The organism is Bizionia saleffrena (assembly GCF_008086175.1).
GTDB lineage: Bacteria > Bacteroidota > Bacteroidia > Flavobacteriales > Flavobacteriaceae > Bizionia > Bizionia saleffrena.
This window is the reverse complement of sequence record NZ_VSKM01000009.1, coordinates 73,501-87,994: the sequence shown is the minus strand read 5'-3', so window position 1 is coordinate 87,994 and position 14,494 is coordinate 73,501. Positions and strand designations below refer to the sequence as shown.

The following is a 14,494-nucleotide window of genomic DNA, read 5'->3' as shown; positions in this document are numbered from 1 at the left end:
TATCAAAAATAGTTAATATTTTTTGTACTTTAGTGAGATAAGCACAAACTTTAAATGGCAGATTTTCCTGATCCTATTTTATACGCTATTCCCTTTTTTGTAATCGCAATGGGCGTGGAAATTTACGTTGTTACTAAGCGTGGATTAAAGGGATACCATACTAAAGACGCCGCATCGTCTATTGCTATGGGATTAGGAAATGTATTTCTAGGCTTTTTTAGCAAACTTATTATTTTTGCCGCGTTGTTCTTTATCTATGAAAATTTTAGACTGTTTACCATTCCTATAACGTGGTGGAGTTTTGTTATCCTGTTTTTTTTGGATGATTTGTCTTATTATTGGTTTCATAGAGTTTCGCACAAATGTCGCTTGTTTTGGGCCTCGCACGTGGTGCATCATTCGTCGCAATACTATAATTTAAGTACGGCATTACGGCAAACGTGGTCGGGCGGATTTTACTCTTTCATCTTTTGGTGTTGGCTACCGTTCTTAGGATTTCATCCCGGGTTAATAGCCTTACAGATGTCCGTGAGTTTAATTTATCAGTTTTGGATTCATACCGAAGCTATCGATAAAACACCTAAATGGTTTGAAGCTGTGTTTAACACCCCATCGCATCATCGAGTACATCACGGTAGCAATCCGTTGTATTTAGACAAAAATCACGCTGGGATATTGATTATTTGGGATAAGTTCTTTGGCACTTTTCAGCCGGAGTTAAACACCGAAAAAGTAGTGTACGGTTTAGTAACAAATATAAACACTTATAATCCTTTAAAAATCGCGTTTTTAGAGTGGTCGCATTTGTTTACAGATATGTTTACCGGCAAAAAGTCACTGAAACATCGAGTACTGTATTTTTTAAAACCGCCGGGATGGAAACATAATGGTACGGGGAAATCTTCGCAAGATCTAAAAGAAGAATGGCTTAAAGACCAATTAAAATAAATGCCCTACACCCAATAAAAGAGATAGCAAAACGGTAGAAAGTGCTAATTTTTTTAATTCGGAATCTAGATCTCTGGGGCGTGTATTATTCTTAACTGTGATTATATGCTTAATTATGGGAACGTAAGCTAGAATAAACACCAAATTAAATGGCGAGGTATAGTATAAAACACCAAATACAAAAGAACTAATAAGTGCTCCAACCACTAAAAAGTAGTGATAATTTTTAGAGCGCTTAACTCCTAATTTAACCGCTTTAGTAATTTTATTAGATTTAATATCACTCTCGATATCACGCATATTATTGAGGTTTAAAACTCCTGCGCTTAACAAACCAATACTAATCGCTGGTAAAAACGTTACGTGATCTATTTGTTTGGCAAATAAAAAGTAACCACCAATAACGCTAACCAGCCCAAAAAATATAAATACAAAAATATCACCCAAACCCTTGTAACCATAAGCACTATCGCCAACCGTGTATTTTATTGCGGCTATTACAGACAGAATACCTAACACAAAAAATAAAAGAATCAACAATAGATTTTCAGAGCCAAAAGCCATGAATATTAAAAGTATAGTTAAAATGATACTTATAAAAACATTCAGTCTAATAGCATTAAGCATACTTTTTGGAGTGATTGCACCACTTTGTATAACCCGTTGCGGACCAATACGGTCGTTGTTATCTGTTCCTTTTACACCATCGCCGTAATCGTTAGCTAAATTAGATAGAATTTGATAACTTAAAGTTACCAAAATGGCAAGTAAGAAAATTAACCAATCGAAAACACCATTGTATTCGGCCAGACAACCGGCTACAATAATGCCCGAAATAGAAAGTGGTAACGTTCTTAATCTAATTGCAGATAACCAAATGGAAAATCTATTCATAAATAACCGACTATGGAATCCACTGTTTCGGGAAATTAGGCTTTCTTTTCTCTAAAAAGGCGTCTCTTCCTTCTTTAGCTTCCTCTGTCATATAGGCCAAACGTGTTGCTTCGCCTGCAAATACCTGTTGTCCTACCATACCATCGTCTGTTAAATTCATAGCGAATTTAAGCATTCTGATGGACGTTGGGGACTTTTCTAAAATTTCTTGTGCCCATTCGTAAGCCGTCGTTTCTAATTCGTCATGAGGAATTACAGCATTCACCATTCCCATATCGTAAGCTTCCTGAGCAGAATAGTCGCGACCTAAAAAGAAAATTTCACGTGCTTTTTTCTGTCCTACCATTTTTGCTAAATAGGCAGAACCGTAACCGCCATCAAAACTCGTAACATCGGCATCCGTTTGTTTAAAAATAGCGTGTTCTTTACTAGCTAACGTTAAATCGCAAACCACGTGTAAACTGTGTCCGCCTCCAACGGCCCAACCCGGAACAACAGCAATAACTGCCTTTGGCATAAAACGGATAAGACGCTGTACTTCTAATATATTTAAACGATGGTAACCATCTTCGCCAACATAGCCTTGGTGACCTCTCGCTTTTTGATCGCCTCCAGAACAGAACGAATAAATTCCGTCTTTTGTTGAAGGGCCTTCCGCAGATAATAAAACAACACCTATACTTATATCTTCTTGCGCATCGTAAAAAGCTTCGTATAATTCTTTTGTTGTTTTTGGTCTAAATGCATTTCTTACATTAGGTCTGTTAAACGCTATTCGTGCTACTCCGTTACATTTATTATAAGTGATGTCTTCAAAGTCTTTAACTTTTATCCATTTTATTTCGCTCATTACTTTCTGTTTTTTTGAACACTAAAATTCACAAACTAGCGATTTATGATTGGTTTTCATTTAAATAAATACCATCGGGTTTAATAGTGATTGTTTTTTCTTTGTATAAAGATCCGACAGCCTTTTTAAAATTCTTTTTACTCATTTGAAGTACGTCCTTTATAGCCACGGGAGTAGATTTATCAGTTAAAGCAATAAATCCAGAATTATTTTGAAGTTCTTCAACAACTCGTTGTGCATTTGGCTCTATGTTTCTATACCCTATTTGCCCTAAAGCGATATCAATTTTATTACCTGGTCTAATTTTTTTAACGATTCCTTTTATGTTATCGCCAATACTTAACTCTTTATAAATATTATCTTTATAAATTAAGCCCGTATGTTTGTTATTTACTATAACATTCATCCCGATATCACTAGGATGAGAAACGATTAAATCGACTTCATCAAACTCAGCAACTGTTAATTCTGTATTGTCTAAAAAACGATTTGTTTTACTTGAAGCTGCTAATCGCTCTGTTTTTTCATCTAAATAACAGTGTACAAGATACCATCCTCCTTTTTTCATTGGAAACGCCTGCTCTTTAAACGGGCAGAATAATTCTTTAACCATTCCCCAATCTAAAAACGCACCATGCGGCGTTACAGCGTTACAACGTAAAACTGCATATTGGTCTCTTAAAATATAGGGTCTATCGGTTACAGCAACTAATCGCTCATTATTATCTAAATAGATAAAAACCTCTAAAGTATCTCCTAATTCAAAGGTTTCTGGAACATATCTGTTGGGTAACAACACTTCATTATCATCTTCATCGCCCAAGAACAATCCCGGTTCTGTGTCTCTTAATATTTCTAGAGTATTATATTTTCCTACTTGTATCATTTTGCAAAGATAGTTATATAAAAAAAGCGCTACAACAAATGTTGCACCGCTTATAACAAATTATTATATTTTTTATTTGTAAACAGATTCTTTTTTAAAGTGTTTTGCCAATAAATAGTAAACCACAGCTCTGTACTTGTTTCTGTTAGAACGCCCGTACGTTTCCATAACCGAATCTATACCTTTATCTAAATCTGCATTGTCATTAAGACCTAATTTTTTAATTAAGAAGTTATTTTTAACCGTTAATAATTCCGACTCATCGGTACCGGAAACAGTCGCTGCATCTTTATTATAAATTGAAGGTCCGCAGCCAATAGTTACCTTGGTTAAAAAATCCATATCTGGACTAACACCACATTTGTCTTTTAAATCTGCGGCATATTTAGTGATTAGTTCGTCACGTTTACTCATAATTATTGATTTTTAGTTGTTTAATGTGTTAAATATACAATATTTTACGATGCTTTTTTTATAAAAGCTAAAAATGTACATAAACATTAATTTACTTGATTGCACTGAAATATTTTAGTAAAATTTCGTCGTTTTGTGTACTCGGTGTGGCAATTTCTAGCACCCGTGGTTTATCGGTTTGCTCGTAAAAAGTTTTTAATGCTGTTTGCACCTCATCATTATTAGAAACCGACTGGTAATCTAAATGGTACATCTCGCACAACTGCTTAGCCGTTAAATGGTGTTTAGTTTCAAAATAAGTATCAAAATTCTCTGTGTTTTTATGTCCCGGTAAAATTCTAAAAATTCCGCCACCACTATTATTTATAATAATTATTCTGAAATTGTTTGGGATATAATTATTCCATAACGCATTGCTATCATAGAAAAAACTTAAATCTCCTGTTATAAAAACCGTTTGTACTTTCGAAGCCACTGCGGCACCTATAGCGGTACTCGTACTTCCATCTATACCACTCGTTCCGCGATTACAAAACACTTTTAAAGTAGGGTCCAAATCGAATAATTGTGCGTAGCGAATAGCCGAACTGTTCCCGATTTGCAACTGACTATGACTAGGAATACTTTCTAAAACAGAATCAAAAACTTTAAAATCTGAAAACGGAATCGCTTTTACATATGCACTATGCTTCTCTCGTCTGCTTTCCATTTCACGTAACCAAACCAACTGATAATTACTTTCAACTGATTTTGTTGCACCTAAAAACTTAGAAAAGAACTCGTTTTCTGGGTATTTAAACACTTTATTTAAGATAAAAAAGGTGTCATTAGCAGTATGTTCGCCAATATGCCAATGTTGTTTTGGCTGATATTTACGTAGGAATTGTTTTATCTTTTTTGAAATGACCAGACCTCCAAAAGTTAATAATAGGTCTGGCTGAAGCGTTTCAAACTCCTCGCAAGTTAGTGCGCCAATTAATTTATCGATTCCCGGAATAAAATTTTTATGATGAATATTCGATGTGCTTTCCGTTAAAACCAATACACTTTCATCGGCTGCTAATTGGTCTAAGTACTGTTGTTCGACTATATTTGGTGCACTTACACCCACCAACACCAACTTACGCTTGGCTGTATTCCAGTCATTTACAAAAGACGATAAATCTTCATCTTTCGCAGTGCTTTCAGTGGGAATACTATTTTTTGGTGCTACCGATAATTCTTCAACTATATCATATAACGGCTCATTGAATGGAATATTAATATGAACAGGGCCTTGTTTTAAAATCGCCCTATTTAGCGCTTCATTAATGCCAATTTCATTTTTTTTCTGAATAATAGATTGCTCATAGATACCGTCTTTAATTGACGTTTTTTCAGCATCCGACATATTTTCATTACTATCTTCGGTTAAATTAGCCGAATATAAAATATGATTTGCGTAAACATTTTGCTGATTAATCGTTTGTCCATCGCCGATGCCTATTCTAGATTGCGGTCTATCCGTAGATAAAACCACCAAAGGAATAGTGCTATAAAAAGCTTCGGAAACCGCTGGGTAATAATTAAGCAAAGCGCTCCCCGACGTACAGACTACAGCCACGGGCTCTTGTAATTGCTGAGCAATTCCCAATGCAAAAAAACCAGCACAGCGCTCGTCTACAATACTATAACACTTAAAAAAAGGGTCGTGCGTAAACCCAATAGTTAATGGGGCGTTTCGGCTGCCTGGAGATAAGACAATGTGCTTAATATTTTTAGCTTTGCAAAGCGCAAGAACCGTTTGAGCTAACGGAATTTTCGGGTATTTCATATCACAATAAATCGTTGTGTAAATTTACGGAAAAGGGCAACGATTTAAAATGTTTACAAGCTATTTTTAATGGTTTTAGATTTATTAATCGTTTCCTCCCATTCTAACTCTGGATTAGAACGGGCTGTGATGCCTCCCCCAACATAAATAAAGCCCTCGGACTCTTTTAGTTGTATGCAGCGCAAGTTAACGTAGACATTAGAAACCGTTTTTACCGTGCCATACGCGCTATTTTCTACGTTGCGTAATTTGGGGTTTCTATTGGTTTTTTCCTGGTAGTTTAATTCACCTAAAAAACCGGCGTAAAATTCGCGGTTGTAGTTTTCGTTGTCCAAAATAAAACGTTTTGCCAATAACTTAGGAACTCCACAAACCGCCGGTGTAGGATGCAGTGCGTTAAGTACCGCGTGCAGGTCTAAAAAACGAGTGTTTGCGCTCCCTGAAATTTCCGTTTTTAAATGTAATACACCGCCTGCTCTAACTGTTTGTAACTCGGAGACCTTTAAATTATTTGAGACCGCCTCCAAATTGGAAGTTATAAATTGGGTAACAATGTGTTGCTCTTCCTTTTCTTTGGCTTGCCATTCTACAGCTTCAGTGCCTTCATATTTTTGGGTGCCGGCTAAAGACATTGTTGTAAACCTATTCCCTTGAGTCTTTAATAAAGTTTCTGGAGTTGCACCCAACCACATACCTACTTTGGGATGGTACCAACAGTATACAAAAGCCGTTTTGTAATTATTGAGTAACCGTTTATAAATAGAAATAAAATCGGCTGCTTTAACATCTACACGTTCTTTTCGGGATATGACTACTTTCTGTAAAGCTCCCGACTGCATCGCTCCAATCGCTTTTTTAACACGATTAATATGTACTTCTTTATCAATTTTAGTGGTCGAATCGCTTATTGTTGTATTCAAAGAGACCTCAGCGTAGGCTACAGGAACCGCGTAAAATTCAGAATTATCAAAAGGAATTAGAATAGATTTTTCGATAGTATCAAAAGGAGCAAATACAAAACCTCTCTCGCTATAATCTATGGTATTATAAACAGTATCATTGTTTTGAAACAACCCTTTTACATTTGTAGCATTGGGCTCTCTATAGATAACAAATGGTAGCGCGTCGTTAAAATATACTTCGGCACTATTTAAAAGCGAGCTAAAAGTCATTGAATTTAGTTTAAGGTTTACTTCTTTCTAGGTAAAGAAATAGTTGAAAGCCTGCAAATAGACACTAAATTATCATTGTCATCGGTGACTCTAATATCCAGTAGTTGCGTCGTGCTTCCTTTGTGTAAAAAAGTGGCTTTGGCGTAGATATAACCTTCGGTAACACTTTTTAAATGATTCGCGGTAATTTCAATACCTCGAACAAATTTGTTGTCGACGTCCATAAAAATATGCGATGCAAAACTCCCCACACTTTCAGCTAGAGCTGCCGTTGCACCACCGTGTAGAACACCGTCTGGTTGATACACTCGAGAATCTACTGGCATCCTCGCCACTAGAAAATCTGGACCATAATCTACCATTTCAATGTTTAATGTTTCCATTAATGTATTCTTAGACGCCGCATTTGCTTGCGCTAAAATTTCAGCTTTTGATAAATTCATCAAATTAAAGTATTTTTGTTCTGTAAAAATACGAAACAAAACCTAAGCCTAAAATGAATTCTACTGAAAAAGAAATTTCTTACGTTTCTAAAAATTCTTATTCCACTTTAAACACGTTAACCGAAAACACTAAAAACGTATGGTTTGTTTGCCACGGGATGGGCTATTTAAGTCGTTATTTTATTAAATATTTTTCACAATTAAATCCGGAAGAAAATTACATTATCGCACCACAAGCGCAAAGTAAATATTACCAAAGTAAAAATTTTAAACACGTTGGTGCAAGTTGGTTAACGAAGGAAAATACAGCGATAGAAACCGAAAATATATACGCCTATTTTAATGCTGTTTTAAAAGCAGAACAACTGCCAGATAACATAAACCTCCTCTTTTTTGGCTACTCCCAAGGCGTAAGTGTAGCTGCTAGATATCTTGTAAAGAATAAATTACAATGTGCGCAATTGGTACTACATTCTGGAGGCATACCAAAAGAATTAACGCCAGATGACTTTTCTTATTTAGATGAAAACACTCGGGTTACTTTAATTTACGGTACAGAAGATGAATATTTAAACGAAACAAGAATTAAAGAAGAGCTGCACAAAGCCGAAACCCTTTTTGGTAACCGATTACAAATTCTTCCGTTTAAAGGAAAGCACGTGGTTAGTATAAAACTTATTAATGCCTTAGTCTAAGTATAGATATAGATTATTCACAACTAAAACAGTGTTTTAAATTCTCTGAAAGCTCAATATCTTCCGATCCTTTTAAGGGCTCGGTTAACCCGCCTTTACGTTCTATTTCTTTTTTAAATTCTATGGCGTATTTAACTATATCGTTTCGGCGTTTAATGAGTTTGTCTTTAATCTCTTTTTTATCTAATTCTGAAATTGCTTTTGGCCAAACTTTAAAAGCCGCTTCAATATTAGCATCAGTTAACAGACTTTGGAGCGCTTTAGCTTCTTCAACAAAAACAGATTTCGGGGTTTTCAATAAAAAATAGCGATCGAATGGATATACTAAACCAGGCATAAATTTAATTTGTTCTTCGAAAGGTCGTAATCTAGGCACTACGTTTTCATTAGATAAAAGTGTTGGAATTAGCCCTTCCGCTTTAAAAAAGGCATTATCGCGATCCCCAGGAATTGGAACCCCTTTTAACTTCCCGTCAGTGCGCTGCATTACCCATCCCCATTGTTTAGCGTGCCTGTCCCAATCCCCTATAATTAAATCGAAAAGTCGTGCGCGTACTAATTGTCTTTCATCTATAAGGATAGAGTCTTTGTGCTTTTGCTTAAGCTCTTGAAGGTCGTCGGTTTCTAATATTGTTTCAACATCATTTAGGTCTGTCCAATTGTGATCGCTTTCGGTTTCGTATTCCAATAGAAAAAGTCGATTTCCATATTTTTCGTTATACTCTTTCCCTAAAACGTTTTGTTTGGGTACAAAAACCACTTTAGGATGTGTATTTAAAACATTAGCATAAGTTGCTAATTCAGCTACTAAAATAGCTCCATAGGGGTGTTGTGCCGAAATACCATCGACAACAATATTCTCCAGACTGAGTGTTTTTAATAGATCGGGAATAAGTGCTTCGGGATCTTTATTTATACTCCGTAAAGTGTATTGAATATTGTTTTTACACTCCAATTTAAGTGAGTGCGTTTGCTTGCCTCCTCCTTCTTTCGTTATCCTTACACCACCATACAATGTATCTAGAAATACGATAGGCACTTTTATTGCTGTTTCCCAAGCCTTTCTATATTGCTCACCTTGTATCACCGTTTTAATCGGATTGGCTTTGTATAACGTACTTGCCGCAATGATAACAGAGTCGTGATCTTTAAAATTTATGGTGTCTACAGTATCGCTATTAATTAATAAAGAGTGTTGCTCCGTGGTATTTGTACTTAGAACAGACCAATATAACAACGCCATAAAAATGACTATAAGCACCCCGAGAACAACTAATAATTTCTTCATTCAATTACAAACGTTTTTTTAAGTTGAATTAAAAAGTACTATTAATTTGTAAAACTATCAAATCATAAGAGAAAAAAAACGTTGAAACACTTAATTATTAGTCAATTTATAGATAATATCTTTTACAGGTAATACGGCTTTGGTATGTTCTATACTTGGTCCTGCTACCCAAACGGTTTTATAGGTTGCTTGCGTCGCCGCTTTTTCTGTGGCGCGCATACCTATTCCAAAACGAATCATTTTAACCCATTTCTTAAGCTTTTTATTTCTATTTAAAACCGATTCTAACCACGTTTCTTTAGTTCCTATTTTCTGAACGTAAGGTGTATTAATTACGGTACAAGGTGTTCCAGAAATACGTTGCGTCATTACAATATCTTTTGCACCGTAATCTACACACGCTTGTTTATAGTCGTCTGTTACTCCTGCTTCAACCGAAGCAATAAACGGACTCCCTACAGACACCCCCTCGGCACCATAGCTAAGCATTTTATCAATATCTGCTTTATGCCCTACACCTCCAGCAGAAATAACAGGGATAGTTAACGTGTCGCTTAATAAGCGGGTAAGTTCTTCTGGCGATAGATCGCCTCGGTGACCACCAGCTTCATTATTTACAGCAATTGCAGCGTCGGCTCCTAAACGCTGTACTTTCTCTCCAAAATGCAAATCGGTGACATCGCAAAACACTTTTATACCCACTTTGTGCGCTGCATTTATAGTTTCTTCCGGACTTCCTAATGAGGTAATAATAAAATCGCATCCCTCTTCGCAAAGCACCCGAAGTTGCTCTTTGTATTTTAGATTAGATTTGTTTACAATTAAGTTAAAACCAAACGCACCACCCTCTACTTTTGCTGCTTTCAATTCTTGTGCCGCTGTTTTTAACTCCTCTAAAGTTCTATAGTTTAGAGCAGGAATACAACCTGCAATTCCAGCTTTCATAGCTTCTGTAACCATAGCTACATTAGACACTAAAAACATTGGTGCTTGAATAATTGGGTGTTTTATATTTAGTAGTTGTGTGAGTTTTGTTTGCATATTTATGTCCTGAGAAATTAGAAATTTTATTAAATTAAACGAAATATGTTACTTCCTTTTAAAAAAGCTATCACAAATATAACTAATAATTTATTATGCGTGCATAGTTTTATGTTGAATCCTAGCTTGGGAATAAAAAAAACGTAACCCAATTAATGATTGCGTTTTCACTAACCTACTATTCTAAAAAAAGAGAACGTTATTTTAAAAAGATACTTAGTTAAACTGAGCATTAGTGATTCACTAGAGTCCTGCTTACGAAGGTATTGGTTCTCTTACAATTTAAAAAAAATCAAACAAAAAAACGCAATCAAATTAATGATTGCGTTTTTAATATTTAATGTGCTTTCGTTAATCTCCCAAAATAAATTTGAGATAAGCGATTTACTCAATTTTTGCTATGCAAAATTTGGTTCTCTGCTTACTTAACTTCTTCGAAATCTACATCTTCTACATCGCTACTTTCGTCTGCGTTACCTTCTGCATTTGTATCTGGTCCTGGTTGCGCTCCGCCTTCAGCATCTGCCTGTGCTTTGTACATTTCTTCACTTGCTACTTTCCAAGCTTCATTAATTTTTTCTAAAGCTGGATCTATTACTGCAAGATCTTTAGATTCGTATGCTTTTTTCAATTCCTCTAAAGCGTCTTCAATTGGTGCTTTTTTATCATCAGATAATTTATCACCAAATTCTTTTAATTGCTTTTCCGTTTGGAAAATCATAGAATCTGCTTCGTTTAATTTCTTAGCATTTTCTGCGGCTTTAGCATCAGATTCAGCATTAGCTTCAGCATCTGCTTTCATTTTCTTAATTTCTTCTTCGGTTAAACCAGAAGACGCTTCAATACGAATATCTTGTGACTTGTTTGTTGCTTTATCTGTTGCAGAAACTTTAATGATTCCGTTGGCATCGATATCGAATGTTACTTCAATTTGTGGTGTTCCTCTTTGTGATGGTGGAATACCGTCTAAGTGAAAACGTCCAATTGTATTGTTATCTGCTGCCATAGCGCGTTCACCTTGTAATACGTGAATTTCTACCGATGGTTGATTATCGGCTGCCGTAGAGAATACTTGTGATTTTTTAGTTGGAATAGTTGTATTCGCTTCAATAAGTTTCGTCATTACGTTACCCATTGTTTCAATACCAAGAGATAAAGGTGTTACGTCTAAAAGTAAAACATCTTTAACATCTCCTGATAATACACCACCTTGAATTCCTGCTCCTAAAGAAACAACCTCATCTGGATTTACTCCTTTACTAGGTGTTTTTCCGAAGAACGATTCTACAGCTTTTTGTACTGCTGGAATACGTGTTGAACCTCCTACTAAAATAACTTCGTCGATATCACTTTTTGATAATCCTGCTGCTTTTAAAGCGGATTGACAAGGATTGATAGTTCTCTTTACTAAATCATCAATTAACTGCTCGAATTTAGAACGTGTTAAAGTACGTACTAAGTGTTTTGGTCCGCTTGCAGTTGCTGTAATATAAGGTAAGTTGATTTCTGTTTGCTCTGAAGATGATAATTCGATCTTCGCTTTTTCAGCAGCTTCTTTTAAACGTTGAAGTGACATAGGATCTTTTCTTAAATCCATAGACTCTTCTGCGTTAAACTCGTCTGCTAACCAATTGATAATTTTATTATCAACATCATCACCACCTAAGTGTGTATCTCCTTCTGTAGACAATACTTCGAATACGCCATCTCCTAATTCTAAGACAGACACATCATGTGTACCTCCACCAAAATCGAATACAACGATTTTTTGATCTGTTCCTTTTTTGTCCATACCATAAGCTAAAGCTGCTGCTGTAGGCTCGTTGATAATACGACGTACTTTTAAACCTGCAATTTCTCCTGCTTCTTTAGTTGCTTGACGTTGTGCATCGTTAAAATATGCTGGTACTGTAATAACAGCTTCAGTTACTGTAGTTCCTAAATAATCTTCAGCAGTTTTCTTCATTTTCTGAAGAATCATTGCAGATAATTCTTGAGGACTGTATAAACGACCATCAATATCTACTCTTGGTGTATCGTTATCTCCTTTTACTACTTTGTAAGGTACGCGACCTGATTCCTCTTTAGCATCAGAAAACTTAGTTCCCATAAAACGTTTAATAGAATAAACTGTTTTTGTAGGGTTAGTTACTGCTTGTCTTTTTGCTGGATCACCAACTTTAATTTCGCCTCCTTCAACAAAAGCGATTACTGAAGGTGTTGTTCGTTTACCTTCTGCGTTTGGGATTACAACTGGCTCGTTTCCTTCCATTACAGAAACACAAGAGTTGGTTGTACCTAAATCGATTCCAATAATCTTACTCATAATTTTATATTTTTTTATTTTGCCTTGTAAATGTTACGGTCTGTTTAAAACAATGATTATGCCAACAAAACAAATGTGACATCGTGTCAGTTATTTTTTTTAGCCCATTTAGGTAGCCCTAAAATACAGCCCATATATAAGTAGTAATTAACCAAAATAATTAGTTTCTACAGATCTAAAATCTATCTTTGTGTTTATAACTGTAAAAGGATTTAATATAATGGAGTGCATTTCGGTTTTTGACATGTTAAAAATAGGCGTTGGACCATCAAGTTCGCATACTTTAGGCCCTTGGCGTGCTGGTGAACGATGGATTTATGAATTAAAATCGGAGGATGTTTTTAGCTCAATTGACCACGTTAAAATTGATCTATATGGCTCTTTGTCTTTAACAGGAAAAGGCCACGCTACAGATCTAGCAACAATGCTTGGTTTAAATGGTTCTGATCCAGAATCTATACCAACAGATACTATGGACAGTATAATCGCTTCCATTAAGAATACACATACGCTGATTTTAAACAACGAGCGCGCTATTAATTTTAATCCGGAAACGGATATTGTTTATAATAAATCGTTCTTACCTTTTCATGCTAACGGTATGTGTTTTACGGCTTTTAATGCACAAAACGAAGTATTACACCAGTCTACCTTCTACTCTATTGGTGGTGGTTTTGTAGTAAAAGAAGAACGTACTGTTGATAAAGAAAAGAAGGAATTAAAGAAAGATTTCCCGTTTCCTGTTGATAAAGCAACCGAACTCTTAGCGTTTTGTATTGCCGAAAATAAATCGATTTCTGAAATTGTTTTAGAAAACGAACGCTCACTGCGTAGCGATGAAGAGATAGATTTTGAGTTTAACAGAATCTGGGACACTATGCTAGAGTGTATGTTTTTAGGCTGCCATACAGAGGGGCATTTACCGGGTGGTTTAAATGTACGTCGTCGTGCGTTCGATATGCATAAAAACTTAAATATTGAAGTGCCTTATGTTAACGCTACCGAATGGATGCATAGCATTAGACAGAGTGAAGTTAAGTTTAGACAAATACTAAAATGGGTAAGCTGTTTTGCGTTGAGTGTAAACGAAGTCAATGCGTCTTTAGGTCGCGTTGTAACAGCTCCAACAAACGGAAGCGCGGGTGTTATTCCTTCGGTATTGATGTACTATTTAGTTATTGAAGACCACAATGCTGGTTTTAAAGAAATTAAACAATTCTTATTGGTTGCTGGAGAAATTGGAAGCATCTTTAAAAAAGGAGCAACGATTAGTGCCGCAATGGGCGGTTGCCAAGCAGAAATTGGCGTATCGTCGGCAATGGCTGCCGCAGCACTATGTGAATTGTTAGGAGGTTCGCCAGAACAGGTTATGATTGCTGCCGAAATTGCAATGGAACACCACCTAGGTTTAACCTGCGACCCTATTGGTGGCTTGGTGCAAATACCGTGTATAGAACGGAATTCTATGGGAGCTATTAAAGCGATTAATGCCGCCGAATTAGCGCTAGAAACCGATCCTAAAAACGTAAAAGTGCCGTTGGATAAAGTAGTCGATACTATGTGGGAAACCGCAAAAGATATGAACACAAAATATAAGGAAACTAGCGAAGGCGGACTGGCAGTTCGTGTGAATTTATCAGATTGTTAAGCGCCATTTTTAAGGGTCGGAATTATGTAAACTAGCCCATAAAGCTTCAGAAAAATGAGGTTTTTAAAAATGCTGA

13 protein-coding genes are annotated in these 14,494 nt (G+C 35.9%); 3 read left to right on the top strand and 10 right to left on the bottom strand.

Annotated features, from left to right (window positions below; translation table 11 throughout):
• Positions 1-54: 54 nt before the first annotated feature.
• Positions 55-948, top strand: a complete 894-nt coding sequence (locus ES676_RS10020) for a sterol desaturase family protein (protein WP_148370189.1) — start codon at positions 55-57, stop codon at positions 946-948.
• Here the strand turns inward: ES676_RS10020 and menA are convergent.
• From menA to ES676_RS09985, 7 genes are all read right to left on the bottom strand, one after another.
• Complete coding sequence (menA, locus tag ES676_RS10015) at positions 940-1,842, bottom strand: 1,4-dihydroxy-2-naphthoate octaprenyltransferase (protein ID WP_148370188.1); 903 nt, start codon at positions 1,840-1,842, stop codon at positions 940-942. The genes ES676_RS10020 and menA overlap by 9 nt on opposite strands.
• Positions 1,843-1,852: 10 nt before the next feature.
• Positions 1,853-2,692 (bottom strand): 1,4-dihydroxy-2-naphthoyl-CoA synthase, encoded by an 840-nt coding sequence (locus ES676_RS10010; protein WP_148370187.1) that lies wholly within the window; start codon positions 2,690-2,692, stop codon positions 1,853-1,855.
• A 43-nt stretch (positions 2,693-2,735) separates the two neighbouring features.
• On the bottom strand, positions 2,736-3,578 hold the full coding sequence (locus ES676_RS10005) for a CvfB family protein (protein ID WP_148370186.1): 843 nt from the start codon (positions 3,576-3,578) through the stop codon (positions 2,736-2,738).
• 72 nt (positions 3,579-3,650) lie between these two features.
• Entirely contained in the window at positions 3,651-3,992 is a 342-nt protein-coding gene (locus ES676_RS10000; RefSeq protein WP_148370185.1) for a DUF2853 family protein, read from the bottom strand.
• Positions 3,993-4,083: 91 nt separating this feature from the next.
• On the bottom strand, positions 4,084-5,805 hold the full coding sequence (gene menD, locus ES676_RS09995; protein ID WP_148370184.1) for a 2-succinyl-5-enolpyruvyl-6-hydroxy-3-cyclohexene-1-carboxylic-acid synthase: 1,722 nt from the start codon (positions 5,803-5,805) through the stop codon (positions 4,084-4,086).
• 53 nt (positions 5,806-5,858) lie between these two features.
• Entirely contained in the window at positions 5,859-6,977 is a 1,119-nt protein-coding gene (locus tag ES676_RS09990; protein ID WP_148370183.1) for a chorismate-binding protein, read from the bottom strand.
• A gap of 17 nt (positions 6,978-6,994) precedes the next feature.
• On the bottom strand, positions 6,995-7,420 hold the full coding sequence (locus ES676_RS09985; RefSeq protein ID WP_148370182.1) for a PaaI family thioesterase: 426 nt from the start codon (positions 7,418-7,420) through the stop codon (positions 6,995-6,997).
• Positions 7,421-7,473: 53 nt separating this feature from the next.
• Here ES676_RS09985 and ES676_RS09980 point away from each other — a divergent pair, with 53 nt between their 5' ends.
• Positions 7,474-8,115, top strand: a complete 642-nt coding sequence (locus ES676_RS09980; RefSeq protein WP_148370181.1) for an alpha/beta hydrolase — start codon at positions 7,474-7,476, stop codon at positions 8,113-8,115.
• A gap of 13 nt (positions 8,116-8,128) precedes the next feature.
• Here the strand turns inward: ES676_RS09980 and ES676_RS09975 are convergent, their stop codons facing one another.
• The 3 genes from ES676_RS09975 to dnaK all read right to left on the bottom strand — a co-directional run bounded on the left by ES676_RS09975 (position 8,129) and on the right by dnaK (position 12,770).
• Positions 8,129-9,403, bottom strand: a complete 1,275-nt coding sequence (locus ES676_RS09975; RefSeq protein WP_148370180.1) for a hypothetical protein — start codon at positions 9,401-9,403, stop codon at positions 8,129-8,131.
• Positions 9,404-9,493: 90 nt separating this feature from the next.
• Complete coding sequence (locus ES676_RS09970; protein ID WP_148370179.1) at positions 9,494-10,444, bottom strand: NAD(P)H-dependent flavin oxidoreductase; 951 nt, start codon at positions 10,442-10,444, stop codon at positions 9,494-9,496.
• A gap of 421 nt (positions 10,445-10,865) precedes the next feature.
• The gene (dnaK, locus tag ES676_RS09965) at positions 10,866-12,770 is read right to left on the bottom strand and encodes a molecular chaperone DnaK (RefSeq protein ID WP_148370178.1); all 1,905 of its coding nucleotides are present in this window, start codon (positions 12,768-12,770) and stop codon (positions 10,866-10,868) included.
• Positions 12,771-12,990: 220 nt separating this feature from the next.
• Here dnaK and ES676_RS09960 point away from each other — a divergent pair, with 220 nt between their 5' ends.
• Complete coding sequence (locus ES676_RS09960) at positions 12,991-14,418, top strand: L-serine ammonia-lyase (RefSeq protein ID WP_148370260.1); 1,428 nt, start codon at positions 12,991-12,993, stop codon at positions 14,416-14,418.
• The last annotated feature ends 76 nt before the right edge of the window (positions 14,419-14,494 follow it).

Coding starts and splice junctions, on each gene's coding strand:
- ES676_RS10020 (WP_148370189.1), top strand. CDS start 55: ATGGCAGATTTTCCTGATCCTATTTTATACGCTATTCCCTTTTTTGTA.
- ES676_RS09970 (WP_148370179.1), bottom strand. CDS start 10,444: ATGCAAACAAAACTCACACAACTACTAAATATAAAACACCCAATTATT.
- ES676_RS09990 (WP_148370183.1), bottom strand. CDS start 6,977: ATGACTTTTAGCTCGCTTTTAAATAGTGCCGAAGTATATTTTAACGAC.
- ES676_RS09985 (WP_148370182.1), bottom strand. CDS start 7,420: ATGAATTTATCAAAAGCTGAAATTTTAGCGCAAGCAAATGCGGCGTCT.
- ES676_RS10000 (WP_148370185.1), bottom strand. CDS start 3,992: ATGAGTAAACGTGACGAACTAATCACTAAATATGCCGCAGATTTAAAA.
- ES676_RS09980 (WP_148370181.1), top strand. CDS start 7,474: ATGAATTCTACTGAAAAAGAAATTTCTTACGTTTCTAAAAATTCTTAT.
- ES676_RS10010 (WP_148370187.1), bottom strand. CDS start 2,692: ATGAGCGAAATAAAATGGATAAAAGTTAAAGACTTTGAAGACATCACT.
- menA (WP_148370188.1), bottom strand. CDS start 1,842: ATGAATAGATTTTCCATTTGGTTATCTGCAATTAGATTAAGAACGTTA.
- menD (WP_148370184.1), bottom strand. CDS start 5,805: ATGAAATACCCGAAAATTCCGTTAGCTCAAACGGTTCTTGCGCTTTGC.
- ES676_RS09960 (WP_148370260.1), top strand. CDS start 12,991: ATGGAGTGCATTTCGGTTTTTGACATGTTAAAAATAGGCGTTGGACCA.
- ES676_RS09975 (WP_148370180.1), bottom strand. CDS start 9,403: ATGAAGAAATTATTAGTTGTTCTCGGGGTGCTTATAGTCATTTTTATG.
- dnaK (WP_148370178.1), bottom strand. CDS start 12,770: ATGAGTAAGATTATTGGAATCGATTTAGGTACAACCAACTCTTGTGTT.
- ES676_RS10005 (WP_148370186.1), bottom strand. CDS start 3,578: ATGATACAAGTAGGAAAATATAATACTCTAGAAATATTAAGAGACACA.